Raw genomic sequence first — 20,356 nt, forward strand, 5'->3', positions numbered from 1 at the left:
CTATTCCACCACAGTTCGGGTCGTTTCGCCTAACACAGTTTGGTCGCCGGTCATCGCCACAGGCACCCATGACCTCGGTTTCAGCATCCGTTTTCGTGTCACCGTCATGAAGCAGTGGATGTCAGACTCCGTTTTCACGGCCGGGAGTTCAGCATCACGTAGTAGCCATCGAACCTTAGTTTTGTCACGAGGCTTCAATGCTGAGCTTATTGATCGTCATCGTTTTTGTGCCGATTGGGACCAAGTTTGAAATTTAGGCAACGGTCAAAACCGCACAAGTGGCATTCCGACTGATGCCTTGAGAGGTGCTCCCTTGAATCAGGCTACCAATGCTTCCCAATCCGCGGCGGCCCGTCACAATTAGGTCAGCTTTGCATTGCTCGGCGCATGCGATGATCTCGTCGACCGGATCACCGCGTTGGGTATGTGTTTGCGAAACTGTCTGATTGTATTCTTTGGCAATCTCTTTACCCGCGGAAATGATCTTGTCTGCTGCCTGCTGAACCTCTTCGTCTGAAGGCATTGTCGTGACGGCGTGATAGCCAGCAACCGCGCCCATTGCGAAAGCCACGGTTTGCGGCTGAGGTGTATGGACAAGGTGAATTTGGGAGCCATATTTGCTTGAGATATCACAGGCAACGCGTAGAGCTGCTTCTGACGCCTCTGATCCATCCAAGCCAACCACAATTATTTTGAACATGTCGCACTCCCTCCTTTGTGAGGGGTCAGTATGGGTGAACTTGCAGCAACTAGCATTGACTCAAATCAACACTTTTCGCTGCAAATTCGAGCGTTGTCGTCCGTTCGTTTCCAGAAGATTCACGGTAACCGAACCAACTTTAAGAATCGTTGGAATTGCAAACGGTTCATCCCAAAGAGGAAACAGCACATATTTATTGCGAAATACCTCCTGCAAACGCTGCTTTTTCAATGGGTATCAATTTAGCCCAATGATAAAGATCAAGGGTAATGGCGAGAAAAATTGCTACTATGGACGTGCGTTTCAGTTCGTTTGGCGAGGACGGCGGATTGCTTACGACACGAAATTCAATCTTATTCCAGGGGAAAACAACGATGCCTTCCTCTTCGCCTTGGGTTCGCCCAGTTGCAATAGCCGCAGCACTCTTTGGTCTTCTTACTATTTTCTCCGGCGGAACGGCACTGTTCGGGGGTGCTGCTGCCAGAGATGCAGTCGGAGATGCAGTTCCATTCGTGCTTTGGTTCAATTTCCTGGCTGGATTTGTCTATTTGCTTGGTGCAATCGCGCTCTTTAAATCAACAACCTGGGCAACTCGAATTGCCTGGGTGATGGGCTTATCTACACTACTTGTGTTCGCTGTTCTGATATTAGTGGCACTGTTTGGAACGCCGTTTGAATGGCGAACCGTCGGTGCAATGACCATACGCACTGGATTTTGGCTGGCGATAGCTGTAGCGCTTTCCAGAACCGCATGAGCCGACCAAACGACGCCGCACCCGCGTCCAAAAAACTTGGCAAGACAGTCACTTTTGATTGAGATCAAGGGCTGAAGCGAACGGTTTCGGCATAGTTGGCGCGCTTTTCGGATCGATTTACGGGAGGATCGAAATGACAGTGCTGATTGCCTACGGCACCGTTGAAGGTCAGACTGCCAAGATTGCTCGTTTTATCAACGATGTCACAAGAAAAGCCGGCTACGATACAATACTGATAAACACCGGAGACCAGATACGGCACGTGTCCCTTACAGGTGTGGACAGGGTCATTCTTGCGGCTCCTGTCCATGAACGCCGGCACCCTAAGCTATTCGAAGCGTTTGTTGAAACGCACAGAGACGCGCTTGCGTCCCGGAAGTCGCTAGTGCTTTCGGTAGGCCTAAAGGCGGCTTTTGCAAGAGGCCAGGAAGACGCCTGGGACTATCTCACCGAAATGCTGATGCGTACGCATTTTGAACCTGACCTAACGGCTTTGGTTGCGGGCGCTGTGCAGCCTGACAACTATGGGTATTTTGAAGAAGAGATCGTTCAGCATGTTGTCTTAAAGGATCAAAAGATCGATCCAAGGGACGGTGCTCGGGAGTTCACCGATTGGGACGCTTTAAGGGAAACCGTGGTAACATTCTTGGACAATTGATCCATCCCGTGGCTTAACTGCTGCCTTTCTTCAGTTGTCTTACCTGTAAATGTCGCCGCCACATTCCGCCTACGCCAGTTTTAACAGGCGTTCGAATTCACTGAATTCCATTCGCATGCCGCCACCAGCCAGGCTATAGGATGCACGATATGACATTGAACAAGATGGCTATGATTGGGGCCTGAAATATTAAATTAGTGATGCGTGTCATTGGATCTAACTTCTTCGACTATCGTGTCTTGAGGTTATTCTCGAACCAGCCCTTCGAGAAACCGCAGTGCGTGCTCACCTCGTCCGCTCCTCAATGGTCGGTTCAGGTTGCAGCAAAAAAGGCAGTTTGGAATTCGGCAAAATTGTTCTTAGTGAATGACTGTTTCGGAGAGTTGTGCTGCATCGCAAGGATAGGCGTGCCGCAGGAGCGAAGACCTTCTGCACGAGCAATAGCCGCGGCTGCGAAAGGCGGGTTTGTCCCGCATAACGGCTGCCACAGAACCAAACCTCGAATGTCAGGTTTCGCAACCTCCAGGTGTTTGGTGCCGCCGTAACAAACGGCGAACATTGCCGAACGGGTGTTATGTGAAGCGATCTCTGGTTGTATCATCGCCCATTTGGGTCTTCATGACTCCAGTGTCCAAATTCATAAATACCCTGTTTTTTAATGCGGCGTACAAAAGCAAGGTAGTTAATCACCCTGTCGACCTCATCCATGTCTCCAGTGGCATAAGCCACTGCAAGCATCTTGAACTGGGCTTCAGGATCCTCCGCTACTTTTTCGTCACACCGATCCGCACTATTTTCAGTCCCAAATGAAGCGGCCCGTACTTTGTCCACTTCACCCTTCATCTCATTGAGATAGGCCTTCTTACTGAGTTCGGGGGCGTTCTCGCCCAACTTAACCACGGCCTCCCAAATTGGATTGAGCCGTTCAAAAAGATCATTTCGACCATCAGTCATGTCTCTTCACCTCGCAGTTTAACAATTGCTTGTAGTTGGCCTTTAGGGAAAACTGACAGCGACCTACGCAATAAAATACTTGTAACGATCCATTGCCTGCAGACTGCCCTGGCTAAAGGGCCTCTCTGGTTACCTGACCCGACGCACGAATCCCTATGCAAAGCCGTCCTATTCCCTTCGATTGATTTTGAAGACCCAATCCGATATCCAGTCTGGCTGCGTGTTCAGTGTCAAAGCCGAGCCCAGCCCAAGACCAAAGAAGCAACCGATGGAGGGTGCCATGTAGTTCTGAAACTGCATGAAAGGCCACAGACATGGCCCACTATAAACGCAAACGTCCCCGCACCGTGTCTGGGAATGGGTACTCGCGCCTGGGTCTGAGCCGTCGTCTCGGAAAAGACCTGGATGATGTCCGGTGGCTCGGCAATTGGCCGCGTGGCCACGACATCATCTTTCACACACGTCCAACAAGACGCAAATCCAAGGCCCTTGGGCTTGGCATCCTGAAAGGCGCTGATCCGAAACGGATGCTAGCGAACTCGCCGAATTGGTGAACTTTGCCGGAGAGGGCTTGCCTCATTACATCTGGAAAGGCCTTGCAGAAGGCGGACAAGATGCATGGGAGGTAGGCCGTGCGCGGCAGGCCAGCAAAGCGCGTGAAGGTCAAATTGTCGTCGTAGACTACGGAGCTGGCGCAGTTGCTAGCCTAACCGGTTATGCGATCGGTTCAGAGCCAGTTGAGATTGGGAAAGATTTCCCAGCGCTTTTCCGTCCGTTTCAGGAACTGGAGAACAAAGTAACTGAAAGTTGGTACGTGAATGTCTTGGCTTGCTACCCCGATCATAGGGGAAAAGGGCTTGGCTCACGCCTGCTTGGCATCGCTGAAAAGATAGCACATTCCGAAGAACTGAACCGAATGAGCGTAATAGTGGCTGACAACAACATCGGTGCCCGAAGTTTGTATGAACGCATCGGCTACCACGAAATAGCATCTGCACCTTGCGTAAAAGAAGACTGGGAAACTGAGACAGAAAACTGGATGCTGCTGTCAAAGTCGCTGCCGTGAATGATGCCGCAATAGTCTTCATAGCAATCGTTCACGCGGAGTACCGAAAATGTTTATAACGAGCCCAAAGCTGCCCTGGTAAATAATGCATCTTTGTGCTTGCGGCTTCTGTGGGTAGCAGGCTTTAGGTAAAGTTGCATCAGAATATCGAACGACGACAATGAGATGCATAGCTGCGGTTCGGTTCTAAACCTCTGCGCTCGTAACCCATTTAGGCCTCTATGCTTGGATTGGGTTGCTTGGCAACCCTATCGCCTCTCTGATGTGGTCAGGCAAATGAAGGTTCTGTGCTAAGATATCCGCTTTTTCTGGCAATGCTTCCGCATGTTCTACGGTCGTTTCCGCCTCGCAGTGCAATCCCGACTTCCTGAGTATCCACGCCTTCACCAACCAGAAGTGTCGACAATAGGGGCGCATTTCAGTCGCGTCTGAAATTGCTTCAATCGCGAGTTTTTGATCACCTGCCATCATGTGGGCAATCGAAAGGGGATAAAGCCGGTACGGCAGAAACGGATCCTCGGTGGAACGACCCACAGCCTCCACCAAACTCTTCCGAGCAGCTTCCCAGTTGCCGGCAATAACTTCGGTATAACCGCTCGCCTCCATACCCAAAACGTAACTAGGATTCAGTCGGAAAATTCTATCAATGTCCTTCCGTGCACCATGCAAATCACCCGCGAGGCGCGCGCGCACCTGTGCCCGCGTGTACCAGCAATAGTCGGAGCGAGGCGCGGACTGAACAGCCTTGTTCGAAGACTCAATGATCCGTACACGCAAATCAGGATCAGCCTCGCGATAGCATGCTTCTAAGGGGTACAGTTTGGCTTCACACCACATCGCAAGCCCGGACCCATTCTCGGGATCGAGTCGAAGCGCTCGCTCTAGCAATTTACTCGCGTGATTGTAGTCCTCGACGGTGGCACGATAAAACAGCATTGCCGCTCGGGATCTCAACTCACTTGGGCTCAATTGATCGTCTGGAATATCATTAAGCCGGTCACCGTCAAACGCATTGATCTGCAGACGTAAATCGTCTGACAACTGTTCTGCAGCCCGGTCGCTTAATTCAAACAAATCCTCTGAATCTCCGTTTAAGAAGCGCGACCAGGTCACCTGTCCATCTCCCAACCGGGTCAGGCTTGACGATATCCTTGCTTCGGTCTCCCGGCAGCGCAACCTGCACCTCAGGCTGTAAGTCGCTTTGGTCTCGGATGTTGAATCTGTTGCAATTACACGAACACCGGTGCGGCGCGAAAGACTGTGGACCAGCTGCTCCTGCAGGTCAGCGCAAACCTCAAGCGTCTCTCTCGTTTCGGGAGCACTTGTGACCGGTTCGACTGCAATGGAAGGCAATTCGGTAAGTTCAATTTCACGCTGCGAGGCGGGCCGCCATTGAAACCCATTCACCGGGTTAGCAACGTTCTTTAAATCGAACCTACCCGCATCGCTGAAACCCGCTGAGAGCTTTTCGTCCAACTGCCGCTTGAGGTCTTCGGAGATCATCACGCCACCGGGTGGCGCCTCGGTTTGCAGGCGCGCGGTGATGTTTATTCCGGCGCCATAAGTGTCGGCCTCGTCTTGAACGATCTCCCCAAGATGCGCTGCCATCCTCAGTCTGATTTTTTTATGATCAACCAATGCCAGTTGTACAGATTGAGCTGTTTCGATTGCGGCTGATACTGATGGAAAGGCAATTATCCATCCATCACCCATACGCTTAAGTATCTCGCCGCCTCTTTGTAAGGCTTCTGGTTCCAGTAATTTATCACGAAGGTCTCGGACCAGCTCGATTGCGAGCGCCTGATCCGCCTCCATTGCGGACGTATAGCCGACCAGGTCGGCCATCAAGATCACAGCAAGGCGAGCTTTCATAAAGCGAGGTTAAGACAACGTTCAAACATTGTCATCTTTTGAAAGCGGACGATACAACCTTGATACATCATCACATCGATGCAGCGAATGACGGCTTTGTCCGCATAGCGGTCGTAGCCAAGATTTCGGCGAGTGTCCGCTCTTCGCGAGAGCTGCCTTTGAAGATGGAGTGCAGTTACAGACCTATCGCTCGGTTTTAGTGAACTTAAGTTCAAAAGCTGAATTACTAAAGCTGGATGCATCTTAGAAACGAGCGCTAATGTCGCGCATTTCGCTATGTCGTTCCATGACGAAACTACAAGCCTAAAATTTCAAGCTTCATGTGTTTGAACAATTAGTGGTGGGCACTACCAAAATAAAAACATTCCAAGGTGTACCTAGGCGTTCCAACCTCCCGAGTGGGAATTATCGTGGGAACACACTGCGCAAAAGGCTAATTTATACTTTTTAATCAATATGTTAACTTATTTGTGGAACGTCACTGACCTTTGACTCAATCGACAGCCAAAACCTCAATAAATCAGTGAATCGCGTCATTCAATTCTGACCCAAACGTCAAGCATTTCTGACCCAATACGAAAAGCGGCCCTTCATCGAACTTGCGGCGAAGGTGTCGAAAGAGCCCTAACCGGAACTCTCGATTTTACGCTGCACGCGCTCGCAGCACCGAATTTTCTGCACAGGCGTAAAAATCCGTGATGCAGTGCGGCGGCGAATTCGGCCATTCGTCGATCGTGCAGAAATTTTGAAACGGCAAATTCACAGATCGCGGGACAAATTGAGCTTTCGCTGCAGTTACGTGAATGTCCGCTCCAGTGAACGAGCTTTTCATGTGCTGGTTTCAAGATGCTTTAAGATTGCCCCAGAATTTGTCTAAGCTTTCGCAGCCATAGGTTTTGCGATTTGTGAGATACGTTGGAACTTTTTCCTATAGGCGGCGGGAGACAGGCCAACGCCGCGTTTGAACACCCGTCGGAACGATGCTGGATCTTCATAGCCAACCAATACGCCAACTTCATCGACAAGCTGTTCGTCGGTCTCCAGCATCTGTTTGGCCTCTTCAATCCGAAGGGCCTGCACATATTCTATCGGCGCAAATCCTGTGGCCGCCTTGAACCGGCGGGAAAATGTTCGGGCATTCAGGCCAGAACGCGCCACCATTTGTTCAACCGGCTTGGCAACCTCGTAGTTTTCGGCAATCCATGTCTGGCAGTCGGATATTTGCGCATCGGATGTCTCCATCGGCCGGGTCATCACAGCATAGGGGGATTGTCCTTCAGAATGCCCGCTGATCAAGAACACTTTCGCGGTTTCAATCGCATGCTGGTATCCGCAAAGCTTGGTAATCAGATAAACGGTAAGATCATGCCACGCGCTTACGCCGCCTGCTGTCACAATCCCGTCAGCCTCTTCCGTTAAGCACAAGATGCTTTCGTTGCGAAAGGAAACTTGGGGATAGTGGCGCTGAAACATGTCACGATATGCCCAATGGGCGGTTGCCTCTCTGCCATCCAACATCCCACCTTCGGCAAGCAAAAGCGAACCTGAACAAACAGAAGTTACAAGCGCTCCCTTGTCATGAACTTTCCGCAGCCACGCAATTTCGCGCGGATAGCGCCCCTTTGGGACGTCATAAATCGAGGTATACATATCGCAAACCACGACAGCGTCAGGAGAAGCCTCGTCGTCGGTCGCAATATGCGGCTCAACTGGAATATTGCCCAGACAGTGAAATGGTTTCCCGTCCGCAGAGGCAATCTTGATATCCAAAACTTCATTTCCCGGCGTTCCGGCCAACATGTCTGAATAGACAGCCCCAACCGAGGCCAGCACATCGTACAACCCGTATAATACTGAGGCCGAGGTTTCTGGTGCTGCCAGCAACACAATCAGGGGGTTCTTTCCGTGGCTCATCAGGGTCTCCTGTCTATTTCAGCACGGTTTTGACACGTTTGCCGTGGTCATTTGTCCAGTATGCCTTGGCGGCGTCCATATTGCCACTTCTTGCGATATGAGGAGTTGGGTTAGCCTGAAAAGAAATCAAAAGGGGTAACTACGATGAACGACTTATCCAACATGTTAGAGACGCTCTCACTTGAGTTTAGTGGTAATCTGATTGACCCGGATGATAACCGGTTTAATGGCGCACGTGCGGTCTGGAATGCGATGATAGATCGCCGCCCTGCCGTCATTGCCCAGTGCAAATCTGCATCGGATGTCCAAGCGGCTGTGAAGCTCGCCGTTGCCCAGGACTTGCCGATTTCGATTAAGGGCGGCGGTCACAATGTTGCTGGGCACGCGGTGTGTGACGGCGGCGTGATGATCGATCTCTCTGGGATGCGCGGTGTTGAAGTCGATCCAACCGCGCGTTTGGCCAAAGTTCAGGGCGGCGCATTGTGGCGTGATGTAGATACGGCGACACAAAAACATGGGCTCGCTACGCCGGGTGGTTTGATTTCTGACACCGGTGTGGCTGGACTTACGCTGTCTGGTGGCATTGGCTGGCTGCGCGCCAAACACGGGCTTTCTATCGATAACTTGGTCGCGGCTGATGTAGTGACGGCTGACGGATCATTGGTGCGCGCCAGCACTGACGAAAACCCAGATCTATTGTGGGCGCTCCGAGGTGGTGGCGGCAATTTTGGCGTTGTAGTTAATTTTGAATTTGCTCTGCACCCCATGGGTCCAGAAGTTATGTTTACTGCTCCGATATATTTGGTTGAGGACGGCCCAGAACCTATACGCGCATGGCGAGATTTTTTTGCTCAACACGGGGACAAGGTTGGTTCACTGTGCGAGTTTTCAACGGCAGGAGGCGAAGATTTTCCTGAAGAACACTGGGGCAAGCGGGTCTTTACCCTTGCATGCATCTACAACGGAGACGCCGCCGAGGGCGAAGCGCTGACTCAGCCGCTTCGTGAACTTGGCGAACTGTCGACGGATTTTTCCGGGCGGATGAACTACTGCGATGTGCAGCAGTTGTTTGATACTCTGGTCCCCGCCGGAGATTTCCGGTGTTATTGGAAGGCGCGTTATCTCAGCGACTTGTCAGATGAAATGATCGACCTGGCGATTTCTAATGCATTGGCGGCCCCCTCAGACAATTCGATTTCATCGCTTTGGAATTTCGGCGGCGCAACAGCAAAGGTCGCCGCCGGCGCCACCGCATTTGGCGATCGTTCTTTTGGCTGGATGTATTCGCTTGATGGAATTTGGTCAGACCCGGCAGACGATGCCGCTAATATTGCCTGGTCACGGGACGGCTGGTCAAATTCCGAACGTTTTGGCCATCATGGGCGTGCCTACCTGAACTTTGCGGGCCATGGCGAGGACAACGCGGAGCTGACGCAGACAAGTTTCGGCCCGAACTATAAGCGGCTTGTCGAGATAAAAACCAAATTCGACCCGCAAAACCGGTTCCGCTTCAATCAAAACATCGCACCTGAGGCATAAGACCAGCGCAGCATATTGATAGGAGCACGATATGACCAAACCTACACCCCGATTGCCACATCAGACGGACGACATTTTCTTAACCGATGGCGGTACCGAGACTTGGCTTTTGTATAAGCGAGGCTTTGAGTTACCTGAATTTAGCGCATTTCATCTGCTGAACGACCAACAATCAGCCGCAGCGCTTCGGGAATACTACATTGCCTTCGCCAATATCGCCGTGAAACTTGGAACGCCCTTCATTTTGACAGCCTGACATATCGCGCAAGTCGCGATTGGGGAGCGTTGCTTGGATATACTGCTGATGCCTTGGCTGAGATGAACCACAAATGCTTCGAACTTTACCGTGAGTGCGCTGCTAACGCTGGTTTGACAGCGGAGAACACCGTTATCAGTGGTTGCATCGGGCCGAAGGGTGACGCTTATCAAACAAACCAAGGCCTAACTCCAAAGAGTGCACAAGCCTACCATAGTGAACAGATTGAGACGTTCAAAGCCGCCGGGGTCGATATCGTCACAGCACTGACCCTGAACACAACAGACGAGGCGATTGGTATTGCAAAGGCTTCAGCCCAGGCTGGCATCCCGTCGGTTATTTCCTTTACGATTGAGAAAAACCGTAAACTTCGCAGCGGTGAAACGCTAAAACAAGCGATTGAAATAGTCGATGCCGCAACGTCAAGCGCTCCGGCGTATTATATGATCAACTGCTCGCATCCGGTCGATTTTGGCCCCGCACTGGGCAATGAGCCCTGGGCGAACCGCATCCGTGGACTGCGGGCCAACGCATCCTCTTTGGATCACGGCACGTTGTGCCAGTTGGGGCATCTTGAAGAAGGAAACCCAGATGAATTGGCAAATCAATACGTTGATATCAGGGCCGCTCATCCAACGATGAATGTTTTTGGCGGGTGTTGCGGCACCGATTATATCCATGTCGAGAAAATCGGGAGAGCCTTGTTGGCTGCGGCGTAAGTGATCTGCGCTAACGAACTTGCGAGTTTAGGTGTCCTTCGTTGAATGCGCAGCGTTCGACAAAGTGGATTCAAACACTAATTCGCTTCATGAAATGGCGCGCGACGCGAGTGTTGCGCTGAGGCAGGAATTGTTCTGCTATAGCGCGGCTTAGTCTCTTGAAGCTCTAATTAAAGAGCCCACTTCAACGGCTGAAATCCTGGCCAAAGCAGCCAAATACGTTGAACCTGTAAAGAGTCTCTTGCCTCATGCAGATAGTGAAAACTTCTCAATATTGATTAATTCGTTCGAATGAATTAATATTAATTTGAAAGGATTCGCTATGGCCCGAGTGACAGCAGAACGCGTCGAACAGACCAAACTAGAGCTACTGGAGGCAGCCCGCCAGGTACTTACCGAAGAAGGGTTTGCAGGGCTTTCGACGCGTAGGGTATCAGAGATTGCAAATACGCAGATGAGCCAAATTCGGTACCATTTTGGGTCGAAGGAAGGAATGATCCTTGCGTTGTTTGAATATATGAACGCGGGTTTGATAGAGCGGCAAAAACAAACGTTCACAAACCCGTCGCTTCGGATTTCCGAAAAGTGGTTTCTGGCCTGCGACTTCCTCGATGAAGATATTCAGTCTGGTTATGTTCGGGTTTTGCAGGAACTTATCGCCGCAGGCTGGTCAAACCCAAAAATCGGGGACGCGGTTCGTGCAGCTCTTACTCAATGGAACGAACTGCTGATTGCATTGGCGCAGGAGGCCACTGAGGAACACGGAGATATTGGTCCGCTCTCGGTAGAGGCGATGGCGTCCTTGATCGCCTGCGCCTTTATTGGTGCCGAAGCGCTTATCCTGCTTGGCTACGAGGAACAGATTCACCCCGTCCGAAAAACATTGCGCCAGGTTGGCGAGGTTATCGCGAATTTGGAGAATCTTCAAAAGGAGGAATCCAATCATGCGCGCTAAACTTCCCCATGCCGAAGGTACTGTCGATCGTGACGGTGTAAACCTGCACTATGAAATCTACGGAGATGGGGCCGAGACGATCCTTTTCGTGCCGACCTGGGCGCTTATCCATTCCCGCGTCTGGAAGGCGCAGGTGCCATATCTGAGCGAGCGGTTTCGGGTCATTACGTTTGATCCACGCGGCAATGGGAAATCAGATCGTCCCAATAATCCAGACGCTTACACAATCGACAAGATTGTCGCCGATGTGATTGCGGTCATGGATGAAATCGGCGTTGAAAAAGCTGCGCTTGTCGGGCTTTCTTTCAGCAGTGCCATCGCCTTTGCCGTGGCGGCCTATCACCCTGATCGCGTCAGCGCTGTTATCTCAACCGGCGCGTGGAGCCCGATTGTTCCCCCCAAAAAAGAACGGGCAGATGCCTATGCCAACGATCTGGTCGACCATCCGCAGCTCTGGCAGAAATACAATCCCGACTACTGGCGCAAGGATTACCCAGATTTTGTGCGCTTCTTTCTGGATCGGGTTCATAACGAACCACATTCCACCAAACAGCACGAAGATGCCGTCGCCTGGGCGTTGGAAGGTGATGCTGAAATGCTGATCATGACGCAAGAGGCCCGAGACACACCGGAGATCGCAATTGACGAGGACATGTATCGCAAAGTGCAATGCCCAAGCCTGATTTGTGTCGGCGACAATGACGACGTCACTCCCCCGGAAACATCTTTTGCCATCGCGGAGCTGACGGGAGGTGAATTGCAGGTCTTTGAGGGCGGCGGGCATGCAATCCACGCGCGTTTCCCCGCCCGGTTCAACACCTTGATGCGCGATTTTCTCGCACGTCATCTGGGGACGTGGAAGCCCGAAAGTCGCAAGGTGACGAGTGCTCCGAAACGGGTGCTGTATCTGTCCTCTCCTATTGGCTTGGGCCACGCACGTCGAGATCTGGCGGTAACACGTGAGCTACGCAAGCTGCACCCTGATCTGCAAGTGGATTGGCTGGCGCAGGACCCGGTAATCCGGTTTCTGGATGCCAACACCGAACGCGTCCATCCGGCCAGCAAATTGCTGGCCAACGAAAGCGCGCATATTGAGGCCGAATGTGGAGAACATGATCTTCACGCCTTTCAGGCGATCCGCAACATGGACGAGATCCTGATCAAGAATTTCATGGTGTTCCAAGAGGTATTGGAAGAAGAATCCTATGATCTAGTGATCGCTGACGAAGCCTGGGATGTGGACCACTACTGGCACGAACACCCAGACCTGAAAAAAGCGCCGATGGCGTGGTTTACAGATTTCGTAGGTTGGCTGCCATTTGCGGAAAACGGCCCGCGTGAGGCGTTCCTGACTGCCGATTACAATGCTGAGATGATCAAACATGTAGAAGGACATCCAGATGTCCGGGATCGCTCAATTTTCGTGGGCACGAGCGACGACATCGTTAATCGGGACTTCGGTGACGGGTTACCGCAAATGCGCGACTGGATACCGAAACATTTCGAGTTTTCCGACTACATCATCGGGCAGCATCCGTCAGAATTTGGCAGCCGAGACGACCTACGCGTTGAATTCGGCTATGATGACGGGCGCAAGACCTGCATCGTGGCTGTCGGCGGGTCCGGTGTCGGCGCGGCGCTGATCCAACGAATTCTCAAGGCGGTACCATTGGCGCGCACCCGTATTCCGGAGTTGCGGGTCATTGTGGTTGCTGGTCCGCGGCTTGATCCGGCAGTGTTTGATCTGCCCGATGGAGTTGAGATGCGCGCATTCGTGCCAGATCTTGACCGGCACTTAGCGGCTTGTGATCTGGCTTTGGTGCAAGGCGGATTGACCACTTGCATGGAACTTGCGGCAGCAGGCACTCCCTTCCTCTACTTTCCGTTGCGCAGCCATTTCGAACAAAACTTCCACGTGGCCAGCCGTCTGGAACGCTACAACGCCGGACGCAAGATGATTTTTGCCGAAAGCGATCCCGAAAGGATTGCGACGGCCATGCTCGAGGAATTGGGCGCTCCACGCATCCCGAACACCGTCGCCGCCGACGGGGCATCGCGCGCTGCGGCCATGCTTCACGAATTGCTATAAGGATATTGACATATGACAAATTTTGATCCCGTTGCCTTTAAGAACTCCACTCGAAATCAGTGGGATAATGTCGCTGGACACTGGAATGCCTGGGGGCCGTTGCTGGATCGATGGCTCGGACCAGCGACCGAAACGCTCCTGGACATGTGCGGTGTCCAGTCAGGGTCCACAGTGTTGCATATCGCTGGTGGCTCTGGTCAGGATGCGCTGCAGAGCGCGAGGCGCGTCGGATCAGACGGCTTTGTCTTGTCCACCGATTTTTCTGAGAACCTTACCCGACTTGCCAATGATCAGTTCGAACGGGCCGGACTGACACAGGCGCGTGCCACAGTTATGGACGGCGAAAACCTTAAGACCGGGGATCAACGGTTTGATGCCGTGATTTCACGGGTCGGCCTCATTTTCTTCCCGGATCAGAAAAGCTCGATGAAAAGTCAGATCTCCGCCTTGCACAAAGGTGGATCGGTAGGCGCCCTGGTTTATGCGACGCCGCAGGAATGCCGTTTCTTTTCCGACCCAGTCGGTATCATTCGCAAACACGCTAATCTTCCCGCACCGGCTCCGGGATTGCCCGGCCCGTTCAGCCTCGGTGCACCTGGTGTAATCGAAGACCTTTTTGAAGCGGCCGGACTCGGTGATATTCAAACGCAAAAAATCGAAGCGCCCGTTGTCCTTGAAACGGCGCAGGAATGCCTGCGCTTTGAACAGGAAAGCTTTGGGGCCCTACACCAAATGCTTGGAGGGCTGGACGATGAGGCCAAACAGGCTGCGTGGGAGGAAGTAGAGATCGCGCTGGAAGCCTTTGAAACCGACACCGGTTTCATTGGCCCGTGTACTATGATTGCGGCTTCGGGGGTCAAAACATAATCTGAAAAGTGTTGGAACCGTTAGAAACCGGACATTTGCATTGTGCAAGTGAATGGTGGATTTGATCGTTCCTCGTTCCTCGTTTGCCGGTCTCGGTTACGGTGAAAAGAGAGTTTGAATTTCGTCCCTCAGGCTGGCATTTAATGCCCGGTCTGGCGGCATCGGCTGCAGCGCAGCAATGAGTGTGTCGCAACTGCGAGTGGATGCTGCGTCAGCGAACACCCAGAGTGGCAACGGCGGAAAAGTCCCGCGACTTACCAGTTCAAGCGCCGCGCAGCGAATGGGGCTTTTCCCGAACCGGCTGCTCATGGCCGGCGCGGCGAAAGTGTCAAAAGAGCCCAGAGTGCCAAATGCTGCGGTTGGCCCAAATACGTGCGAAGCGTGCGTCGCTGCCGTCGGTCGTGCAAGGGACGGCCCATTCCGGACGTTGACCGCCACTCGAAATGCTGTAACGCAGAGTTCTTCAAAATCATAATTGATCCTATTGCATGTTCTTTCTGCTCACACAGGCGCGACGGGCTGCTAACGGACCAGGAACACATCTCTTTTCCGTTGCGCATCCCTAACAAGAGCAGCAAGCCGATAGAAGCCGTGTGCCATCTTTGTGTAGGGCATCAGCAGGAAGAATGTCAGTACCGAACCAAGATGGATGGCAAGCAGTGCAGGCATCAATGCTGTTGAACTGAGGGCGTATAGAACAAGTCCACTCAGCCCCACAAACCCGAGCAACAGGATAAATCCGATATCCGCGCCCCATGCCGACGGATCGCCAAGTTCACGGTCTGACTTTAGCTTGAGCAGCGCCATCGCACCGCACCCTACTGTCAGCAAAATACCTCCGGAGATTCCGAACACTTTCGGCAACGACAAGAATCCGTACGGCGCGTGCATTCCGAATACATAGTGCATGACGGTCGCCACCGAGGTCGACGCAAAGCACAACAGAAAGCCATACATGATGGCGTGGTGGATGTGGCGTCGGCCCTGACTGAAACGGTCTTCGTCCTCGAAGTTACAGCCCTCGCCATGGCCTGCGGCCAAATCCTGCATCTTGCCCGCGTGTTTGAACGCAGCCATCAGATCAGACATCTGGATCGGTTCGCCGTCAACCTTGGCCCAATAGTGCCGAAGGCTGATGGCTATACTGAATAGAGGCAGCAGGAACGCGGGCGCGAAGATCACAACCATCGCGTTGTGCGACAGGACGGCGTAGAACCCCTCGCCTCCACTGGAACCGATGGCGCGGATGGCCCCGAGCAACAGGGCAAATCCGATCACAAGCGCCAGGGCTATGGCCCCGCCATGCGTGTGGAACCGGCGCGCCAGCGGCTGCGGCCATGCGAAGCTTTCCCAGTTATCGCGCCGCACCTCGGCCAGTGCCTTGGGCAGGTTCAGGTCAAACTCGTGCGGGGCGGTGTACTGACAGGCGTAATAACAGCCTCGGCAGTTGTGGCAGAGGTTGGCCAGTTGCGTGATGTCTCCATCCGAGAACGCGCGCTCTGTGTGCAGCGACGGGAATACCGAGCAATAGCCCTCGCAATAGCGGCAGGCGTTGCAGATCTCGGCCTGACGGCGGGCTTCCTGGATCAATTCAGTTTGCATAAGCGGCGGCCTCACGTCCTGCGATGCGTCCGAAAACGGTTCCGATGGTCATGCCGAAGCCCGCCAGATACCCCTGCCCAAGGATCGACCCCGCCATGGTTTCTCCGGCCGCCCAAAGGTTTTTGATCTTACCGTCACGGCTCGAACACTGGGCTGTATCGTCGACTTTCAGGCCCAGGTAAGTAAACGTCACACCTGTGCGCAGCGAGTAGCCAAAGAAGGGCGGCTCAGTAATAGGACGAGCCCAATTGGTCTTGGGCGGTGTCAGGCCAGTGGTCGTTAATCCATCCAATTCGGTCGGGTGAAACCCGCTGGTATCACCGCACGTAGCATTGAACTCGGCGACGGTCGTCGTCAGCTTGTCGGCTGGTAGGTCCATCACCCAGGCCAGTTCTTCCAACGTGTCCGCCTTGAGCGGTGGAAACATTGACGGCATGAACAGGTTCAGCGATTTAGCGTCGATGATCACATACCCCACCTGATCCGGTTGGGCGGCCACCAGACGTCCCCAGATCGCATAGCGTTTGGGCCAGATGTCTTCGCCTTCATCATAGAACCGTTCTGCGTTCTTGTTGACGACGATTGAAAACGGAACGCAGTCCAGACGAGTGACGATCCCGCCATCGAATTTCGGCGCACGCCCGTCGATGGCAACTGCGTGGCATTGGGTTGGATCACCGACACGCTCAATGCCTTGATCCAGAAGGTTGGCCAACACTACACCTCGATTGTATGGAGTACCCCGGATCAGGAAGTTCTTTGCAGGTTCGCCCCACGCGCGGGTGAGCCAATCAGTGTCGGCCTGAAACCCGCCTGAGGCGACAATCACGGCTTTGGGAGTAATGCGATGTTCTTGACCTTCATAGGTGAAATCCACCCATTCGATCTGATCACCATTCAGCTCCAGATGCGTGACTGCGGCTTCGTATCGGACGTCGATCCCCAACCCGGCGGCTGTCCGATAGTAGGCATTCACCAGAGATTTGCCGCCCCCCATGAAAAACGCATTGGTCCGGGCAAGGGACAATGTACCTGAAAGAGACGGCTGGAACCGGACCCCGTGCTCTTCCATCCACGGCAAACATTCTTCCGAGGTTCGGATCACCAAGCGGGCCAGATGTTCGTCAGTCTTGCCACCCGTGACTTTTAGCAGGTCGGACAGGTACTCATCCTCGCTGTATTCCTCGATCAACGGACCCAGAGGACCGGTGTGCATACAGCGAAAATTACGCGTGTGGCGTGAATTTCCCCCGCGAAACGGTTTGGGCGCGGTTTCTAGGATCAGGACTCTCGCGCCTGCTTCGGCAGCTGTCATTGCCGCGCATAGGGCCGCGTTACCACCGCCGATCACCGCGATATCATAAGCTTCCATTTGGGTGGCCATATGCCGTGTTCCTAGTGGCTTTGATCGCTTGTGCGGTCACGTTCCTGCAGCGCGCGGATACGCATACTTTGGGCTGCCTGGATATGCGCGCGCATTTCCGTTTCTGCTGCGGCACCGTCGCGCGATTTCAGGGCGGTCATGATCCGCCGATGTTCAGTCACCGCCGTTTCTGCCCGACTACTGTCCAACAATTGTGATGGGCCAAGTATCAGCAGCGCCTTGTGCAGGGACAGCATGGATTTTGCCAGAAACCGGTTCTTTGCTGCATCCAACAAAGTGGCGTGAAAAATCCGGTTGATCCTGGCTGCGTCCGGACCCGTACCGGCCTCGGCCAGTCGATTATTCAAAACCTCCAACTCATCAAGTTCAACGTCCGAGGCCGCACGCGCTGCCAATCGAGCCGCTGTGCCTTCAAGCACAGCGCGCATTTCATAAAGCTCCATAACTTCGGCGTAATCGAGGCTGCGGACCGTTGCGCCCAGCCTTGGCACATGGGTAACCAGCCCGTCCGCCTCAAGCTGACGGATCGCTTCGCGGATCGGCGTCCGGCTGACGCCCAACCGTTCGGACAATTCAATTTCCCTCAGGCGGTCGCCAGGAAGAAGGGTTCCTTCGCGAACCTCGTCCAGAAGGCGCTGATAGGTGGAATTGCCTTGTGGGCCGGGCTGTCTTGGATCGTCCTGGATGGTCATAGCACTCACGCTTGCAATCTGAGTCCAGATGTATACACTTGGATACAAAGCGAGTCAATGACCCCGGAAACCAAGTTTTGCCCAGCTCGGAAAACCAACCAGCTATGCTGATGAAAAGGTCAATGACACTTGGCCTTGCGACGCTTGGAACGCTAATCTTCTGGGCGTTAAATCTGCCGTTGCCGTTTCTGTTTGGCCCCATGACAGCATGTCTGATTGCAGCTCTTGCCCATGCGCCGATGGCAGGGTTCGGCCAGATCTCGGTCGCGGCCAGAACCATTCTGGGCGTCGCGGTTGGCGCATCGATCACACCCAGCCTGTTCGCCGAGCTGCCAAAAATGGCAGCGTCGATTATGCTAATCCCGTTCTTCATCATCCTGATCGCATTGGTCGGCGTGCCGTTCTTCCGCAAGGTCTGCGGGTTCGACGACAAGACAGCCTTCTACGCCGCCATGCCGGGCGGCCTGCAAGACATGATCCTATTCGGTACCGAGGCCGGTGCTGATCCGAGAACACTTTCACTGATCCACGGAACACGCGTGTTGATTATCGTGACCCTGGCACCAATTTTTCTGACGGTTTTCTACGATGCCGAACTTACCAACCCCATTGGACAGCCTGCCAGTGAACTGCCTGTTCACGAGCTTCTGCTCATGGTTATGGCGGCTTTCGTCGGATGGAAAGGTGGTGAGAGGCTTGGTCTGTTCGGGGCGTCCATCCTTGGGCCGATGATCCTGACGGCTGCATTTTCTCTGGGGGATTTCATCCATGCCCGACCGCCCCGCGAAGCCATTCTAGCGGCGCAGTACTTCATCGGATGCGGGATAGGTGTAAAATTCGTTGGTGTGACATGGGCTGAGCTTCGTCGGGTTGTTGCTGCTGGCGTTGCCTACGTTGTTATACTCGCCATTCTGGCTGCCGGTTTCACGGCAGTTGTGACTACACTCGGCTTGGGTCAACCGCTCGAGGCGTTTCTTGCATTTGCGCCTGGAGGTCAGGCTGAGATGACCGTTCTTGCCATAGTCTCTGGCGCTGATCTGGGGTTTGTAATCACCCACCACCTGACACGGATCGTACTGGTGATCATCGGCGCACCGATCGCGGCCGGTCTTATTTTGCGTTGGTCCAAACCTCGGGATTGATCATGTGGATCGGAGCGCCATCGGCATAGGCGTTTACCTGATCGAAGATGTCGGCAAATTGCAAGTCGAACTCGTCCTCGGTCACAAAACCGATATGCGGCGTCGCGATCAGGTTGGGATGCGCAAGCAACGGATCGGTTGGGTCGGTCAACGGCTCCGCATCGAACACATCGATTGCGGCTTTGCCGGGGCGACCGACACTAAGCGCCTCGAGCAATGCACCCGAAGCAAGAAGCCCGGCCCGCGAAGTATTCACGAACATCGCTCCGGGCTGCATCTGTGCAAAATCCGATGCGGTGATGATCCCACGCGTGCCCGGTTTCAGGCGCACATGGACCGACACCACATCACTATCAGCAAAAAACGCCTCCCGGCTCGGCGCGACCGTAGCTCCGTCCGCCTGTGCACGTGACCGGCCATTCTCAGATGACCACCAGACAACATTCATCCCGAACGCCTGAGCGTAGCCTGCAACGGCACGAGCAATGCGGCCATAGCCATAAAGCCCCAATTGGCGACCACGTAGCGTCTTGCCCACTCCGGCCTGCCAGTGCCCTGCCTTGACCGATGTCATCTGCGAAGGCAGATCACGCATTCCGGCCATGATCAGTGCCCATGTGAGTTCGGCCGCGGCATAAGACGGCGTGCCGCCGTGCATGTTCGAACATAAAAGTACATTGTGATCAGAACATGCCTGCACATCGACGTGGGGATATACGCTGCGCTGACTGATCAGCCGCAGGTTAGGCAGCTTCTCAAGTAACGCTCGGGTAATATTGGTGCGTTCCCGGAACAAAACCACAGCATTGGCATCCTGTAACCGCGATGCCAACACGCCGATGTCTTCGACGTGATCTGTCCAAACCGTCACGTCATGATCTGCAAGCTTTGCAAAACAAGGCAGGCCGCGTAGCGTGTTAAACCAGTCATCCAGAACGTGGATTTTCATCGACTTTCAATACCTTGCCCGGTTTCCAGTTTTCTAGGTGTTGGAACAAAATTCGGGGCCTCAAGCGCCGCGAGCGCATTGCAGACACGTTGGCTCTGATCCAGCAAATGATTGAATTGCTCATCGCAGCCAGCGATTGGCGTCGGATAATTCGCCATATCCAGACGCAATGCAGCCTGCGCCAATTTAAGTTCCTGCCGGGCAATATCGAGGCATTCAGAGTAGTCGTTCATCGTGACATCT

Annotated in this window: 20 protein-coding genes; 11 read left to right on the forward strand and 9 right to left on the reverse strand. The window is 53.6% G+C overall.

Translation table 11 applies throughout. The annotated features are described in order from the left end of the window. Positions 1-253: 253 nt before the first annotated feature. On the reverse strand, positions 254-700 hold the full coding sequence (locus tag RUE5091_RS18560) for a universal stress protein (RefSeq protein ID WP_058283451.1): 447 nt from the start codon (positions 698-700) through the stop codon (positions 254-256). Positions 701-969: 269 nt separating this feature from the next. On the opposite strand from RUE5091_RS18560, the gene RUE5091_RS18565 reads away from it, so the two are divergent. Together RUE5091_RS18565 and RUE5091_RS18570 are read left to right on the forward strand one after the other, a co-directional pair. Next, positions 970-1,455: a hypothetical protein gene (locus RUE5091_RS18565; RefSeq protein WP_082643722.1), complete on the forward strand. Its 486-nt coding sequence runs from the start codon at positions 970-972 to the stop codon at positions 1,453-1,455. Positions 1,456-1,588: 133 nt separating this feature from the next. Continuing rightward, a complete protein-coding gene (locus tag RUE5091_RS18570; RefSeq protein WP_058283452.1) occupies positions 1,589-2,113 on the forward strand; it encodes a flavodoxin domain-containing protein in 525 nt (174 codons plus the stop codon). A 597-nt stretch (positions 2,114-2,710) separates the two neighbouring features. Here RUE5091_RS18570 and RUE5091_RS18580 read toward each other — a convergent pair. After that, positions 2,711-3,067, reverse strand: coding sequence for a hypothetical protein (locus RUE5091_RS18580; protein ID WP_058283454.1), 357 nt, complete (start codon positions 3,065-3,067; stop codon positions 2,711-2,713). A 314-nt stretch (positions 3,068-3,381) separates the two neighbouring features. Here RUE5091_RS18580 and RUE5091_RS18585 point away from each other — a divergent pair, with 314 nt between their 5' ends. Together RUE5091_RS18585 and RUE5091_RS18590 are read left to right on the forward strand one after the other, a co-directional pair. Continuing rightward, a complete protein-coding gene (locus RUE5091_RS18585) occupies positions 3,382-3,621 on the forward strand; it encodes a hypothetical protein (RefSeq protein WP_058283455.1) in 240 nt (79 codons plus the stop codon). 17 nt (positions 3,622-3,638) lie between these two features. Continuing rightward, positions 3,639-4,133 carry a GNAT family N-acetyltransferase gene (locus tag RUE5091_RS18590; protein ID WP_243470814.1) on the forward strand — a complete coding sequence of 165 codons (495 nt, stop codon included), beginning with the start codon at positions 3,639-3,641 and terminating at the stop codon, positions 4,131-4,133. 219 nt (positions 4,134-4,352) lie between these two features. On the opposite strand, the gene RUE5091_RS18595 is transcribed toward RUE5091_RS18590, so the two are convergent. Together RUE5091_RS18595 and RUE5091_RS18605 are read right to left on the reverse strand one after the other, a co-directional pair. Further along, positions 4,353-5,978, reverse strand: a complete 1,626-nt coding sequence (locus RUE5091_RS18595) for an adenylate/guanylate cyclase domain-containing protein (RefSeq protein ID WP_165590799.1) — start codon at positions 5,976-5,978, stop codon at positions 4,353-4,355. A 900-nt stretch (positions 5,979-6,878) separates the two neighbouring features. Next, positions 6,879-7,919: a GlxA family transcriptional regulator gene (locus RUE5091_RS18605; RefSeq protein ID WP_058283458.1), complete on the reverse strand. Its 1,041-nt coding sequence runs from the start codon at positions 7,917-7,919 to the stop codon at positions 6,879-6,881. 144 nt (positions 7,920-8,063) lie between these two features. Here RUE5091_RS18605 and RUE5091_RS18610 point away from each other — a divergent pair, with 144 nt between their 5' ends. From RUE5091_RS18610 to RUE5091_RS18630, 6 genes are all read left to right on the forward strand, one after another. After that, entirely contained in the window at positions 8,064-9,458 is a 1,395-nt protein-coding gene (locus tag RUE5091_RS18610) for an FAD-binding oxidoreductase (RefSeq protein WP_058283459.1), read from the forward strand. 31 nt (positions 9,459-9,489) lie between these two features. Continuing rightward, positions 9,490-9,714, forward strand: a complete 225-nt coding sequence (locus RUE5091_RS23625; RefSeq protein ID WP_243470815.1) for a hypothetical protein — start codon at positions 9,490-9,492, stop codon at positions 9,712-9,714. 53 nt (positions 9,715-9,767) lie between these two features. Then, positions 9,768-10,433: a homocysteine S-methyltransferase family protein gene (locus RUE5091_RS18615; protein WP_370732480.1), complete on the forward strand. Its 666-nt coding sequence runs from the start codon at positions 9,768-9,770 to the stop codon at positions 10,431-10,433. A gap of 331 nt (positions 10,434-10,764) precedes the next feature. Then, a complete protein-coding gene (locus tag RUE5091_RS18620) occupies positions 10,765-11,388 on the forward strand; it encodes a TetR/AcrR family transcriptional regulator (RefSeq protein WP_165590800.1) in 624 nt (207 codons plus the stop codon). Continuing rightward, positions 11,378-13,477: an alpha/beta fold hydrolase gene (locus RUE5091_RS18625; RefSeq protein WP_058283461.1), complete on the forward strand. Its 2,100-nt coding sequence runs from the start codon at positions 11,378-11,380 to the stop codon at positions 13,475-13,477. The genes RUE5091_RS18620 and RUE5091_RS18625 overlap by 11 nt, the downstream gene beginning before the upstream one ends. Positions 13,478-13,489: 12 nt before the next feature. Further along, positions 13,490-14,344, forward strand: a complete 855-nt coding sequence (locus tag RUE5091_RS18630; RefSeq protein ID WP_058283462.1) for a class I SAM-dependent methyltransferase — start codon at positions 13,490-13,492, stop codon at positions 14,342-14,344. Positions 14,345-14,866: 522 nt separating this feature from the next. On the opposite strand, the gene tcuB is transcribed toward RUE5091_RS18630, so the two are convergent. The 3 genes from tcuB to RUE5091_RS18645 are packed head-to-tail and all read right to left on the reverse strand — an operon-like array spanning position 14,867 to position 18,022. Further along, on the reverse strand, positions 14,867-15,946 hold the full coding sequence (gene tcuB / locus RUE5091_RS18635) for a tricarballylate utilization 4Fe-4S protein TcuB (protein WP_058283463.1): 1,080 nt from the start codon (positions 15,944-15,946) through the stop codon (positions 14,867-14,869). Further along, a complete protein-coding gene (gene tcuA / locus RUE5091_RS18640; protein ID WP_058283464.1) occupies positions 15,936-17,330 on the reverse strand; it encodes an FAD-dependent tricarballylate dehydrogenase TcuA in 1,395 nt (464 codons plus the stop codon). Before tcuA ends, tcuB begins: the two co-directional genes overlap by 11 nt. A gap of 11 nt (positions 17,331-17,341) precedes the next feature. Next, positions 17,342-18,022 (reverse strand): GntR family transcriptional regulator, encoded by a 681-nt coding sequence (locus RUE5091_RS18645; protein ID WP_058283465.1) that lies wholly within the window; start codon positions 18,020-18,022, stop codon positions 17,342-17,344. 122 nt (positions 18,023-18,144) lie between these two features. Here RUE5091_RS18645 and RUE5091_RS18650 point away from each other — a divergent pair, with 122 nt between their 5' ends. Beyond that, on the forward strand, positions 18,145-19,164 hold the full coding sequence (locus tag RUE5091_RS18650) for an AbrB family transcriptional regulator (protein ID WP_243470817.1): 1,020 nt from the start codon (positions 18,145-18,147) through the stop codon (positions 19,162-19,164). Here the strand turns inward: RUE5091_RS18650 and RUE5091_RS18655 are convergent. Then, positions 19,133-20,113 carry a D-2-hydroxyacid dehydrogenase family protein gene (locus RUE5091_RS18655; RefSeq protein ID WP_058283466.1) on the reverse strand — a complete coding sequence of 327 codons (981 nt, stop codon included), beginning with the start codon at positions 20,111-20,113 and terminating at the stop codon, positions 19,133-19,135. The genes RUE5091_RS18650 and RUE5091_RS18655 overlap by 32 nt on opposite strands. Then, the gene (locus tag RUE5091_RS18660; protein WP_058283467.1) at positions 20,110-20,346 is read right to left on the reverse strand and encodes a hypothetical protein; all 237 of its coding nucleotides are present in this window, start codon (positions 20,344-20,346) and stop codon (positions 20,110-20,112) included. Before RUE5091_RS18660 ends, RUE5091_RS18655 begins: the two co-directional genes overlap by 4 nt. Between the last annotated feature and the right edge of the window lie 10 nt (positions 20,347-20,356).

Origin of the sequence: Ruegeria denitrificans (assembly GCF_001458295.1) — a bacterium.
Lineage (GTDB): Bacteria > Pseudomonadota > Alphaproteobacteria > Rhodobacterales > Rhodobacteraceae > Ruegeria > Ruegeria denitrificans.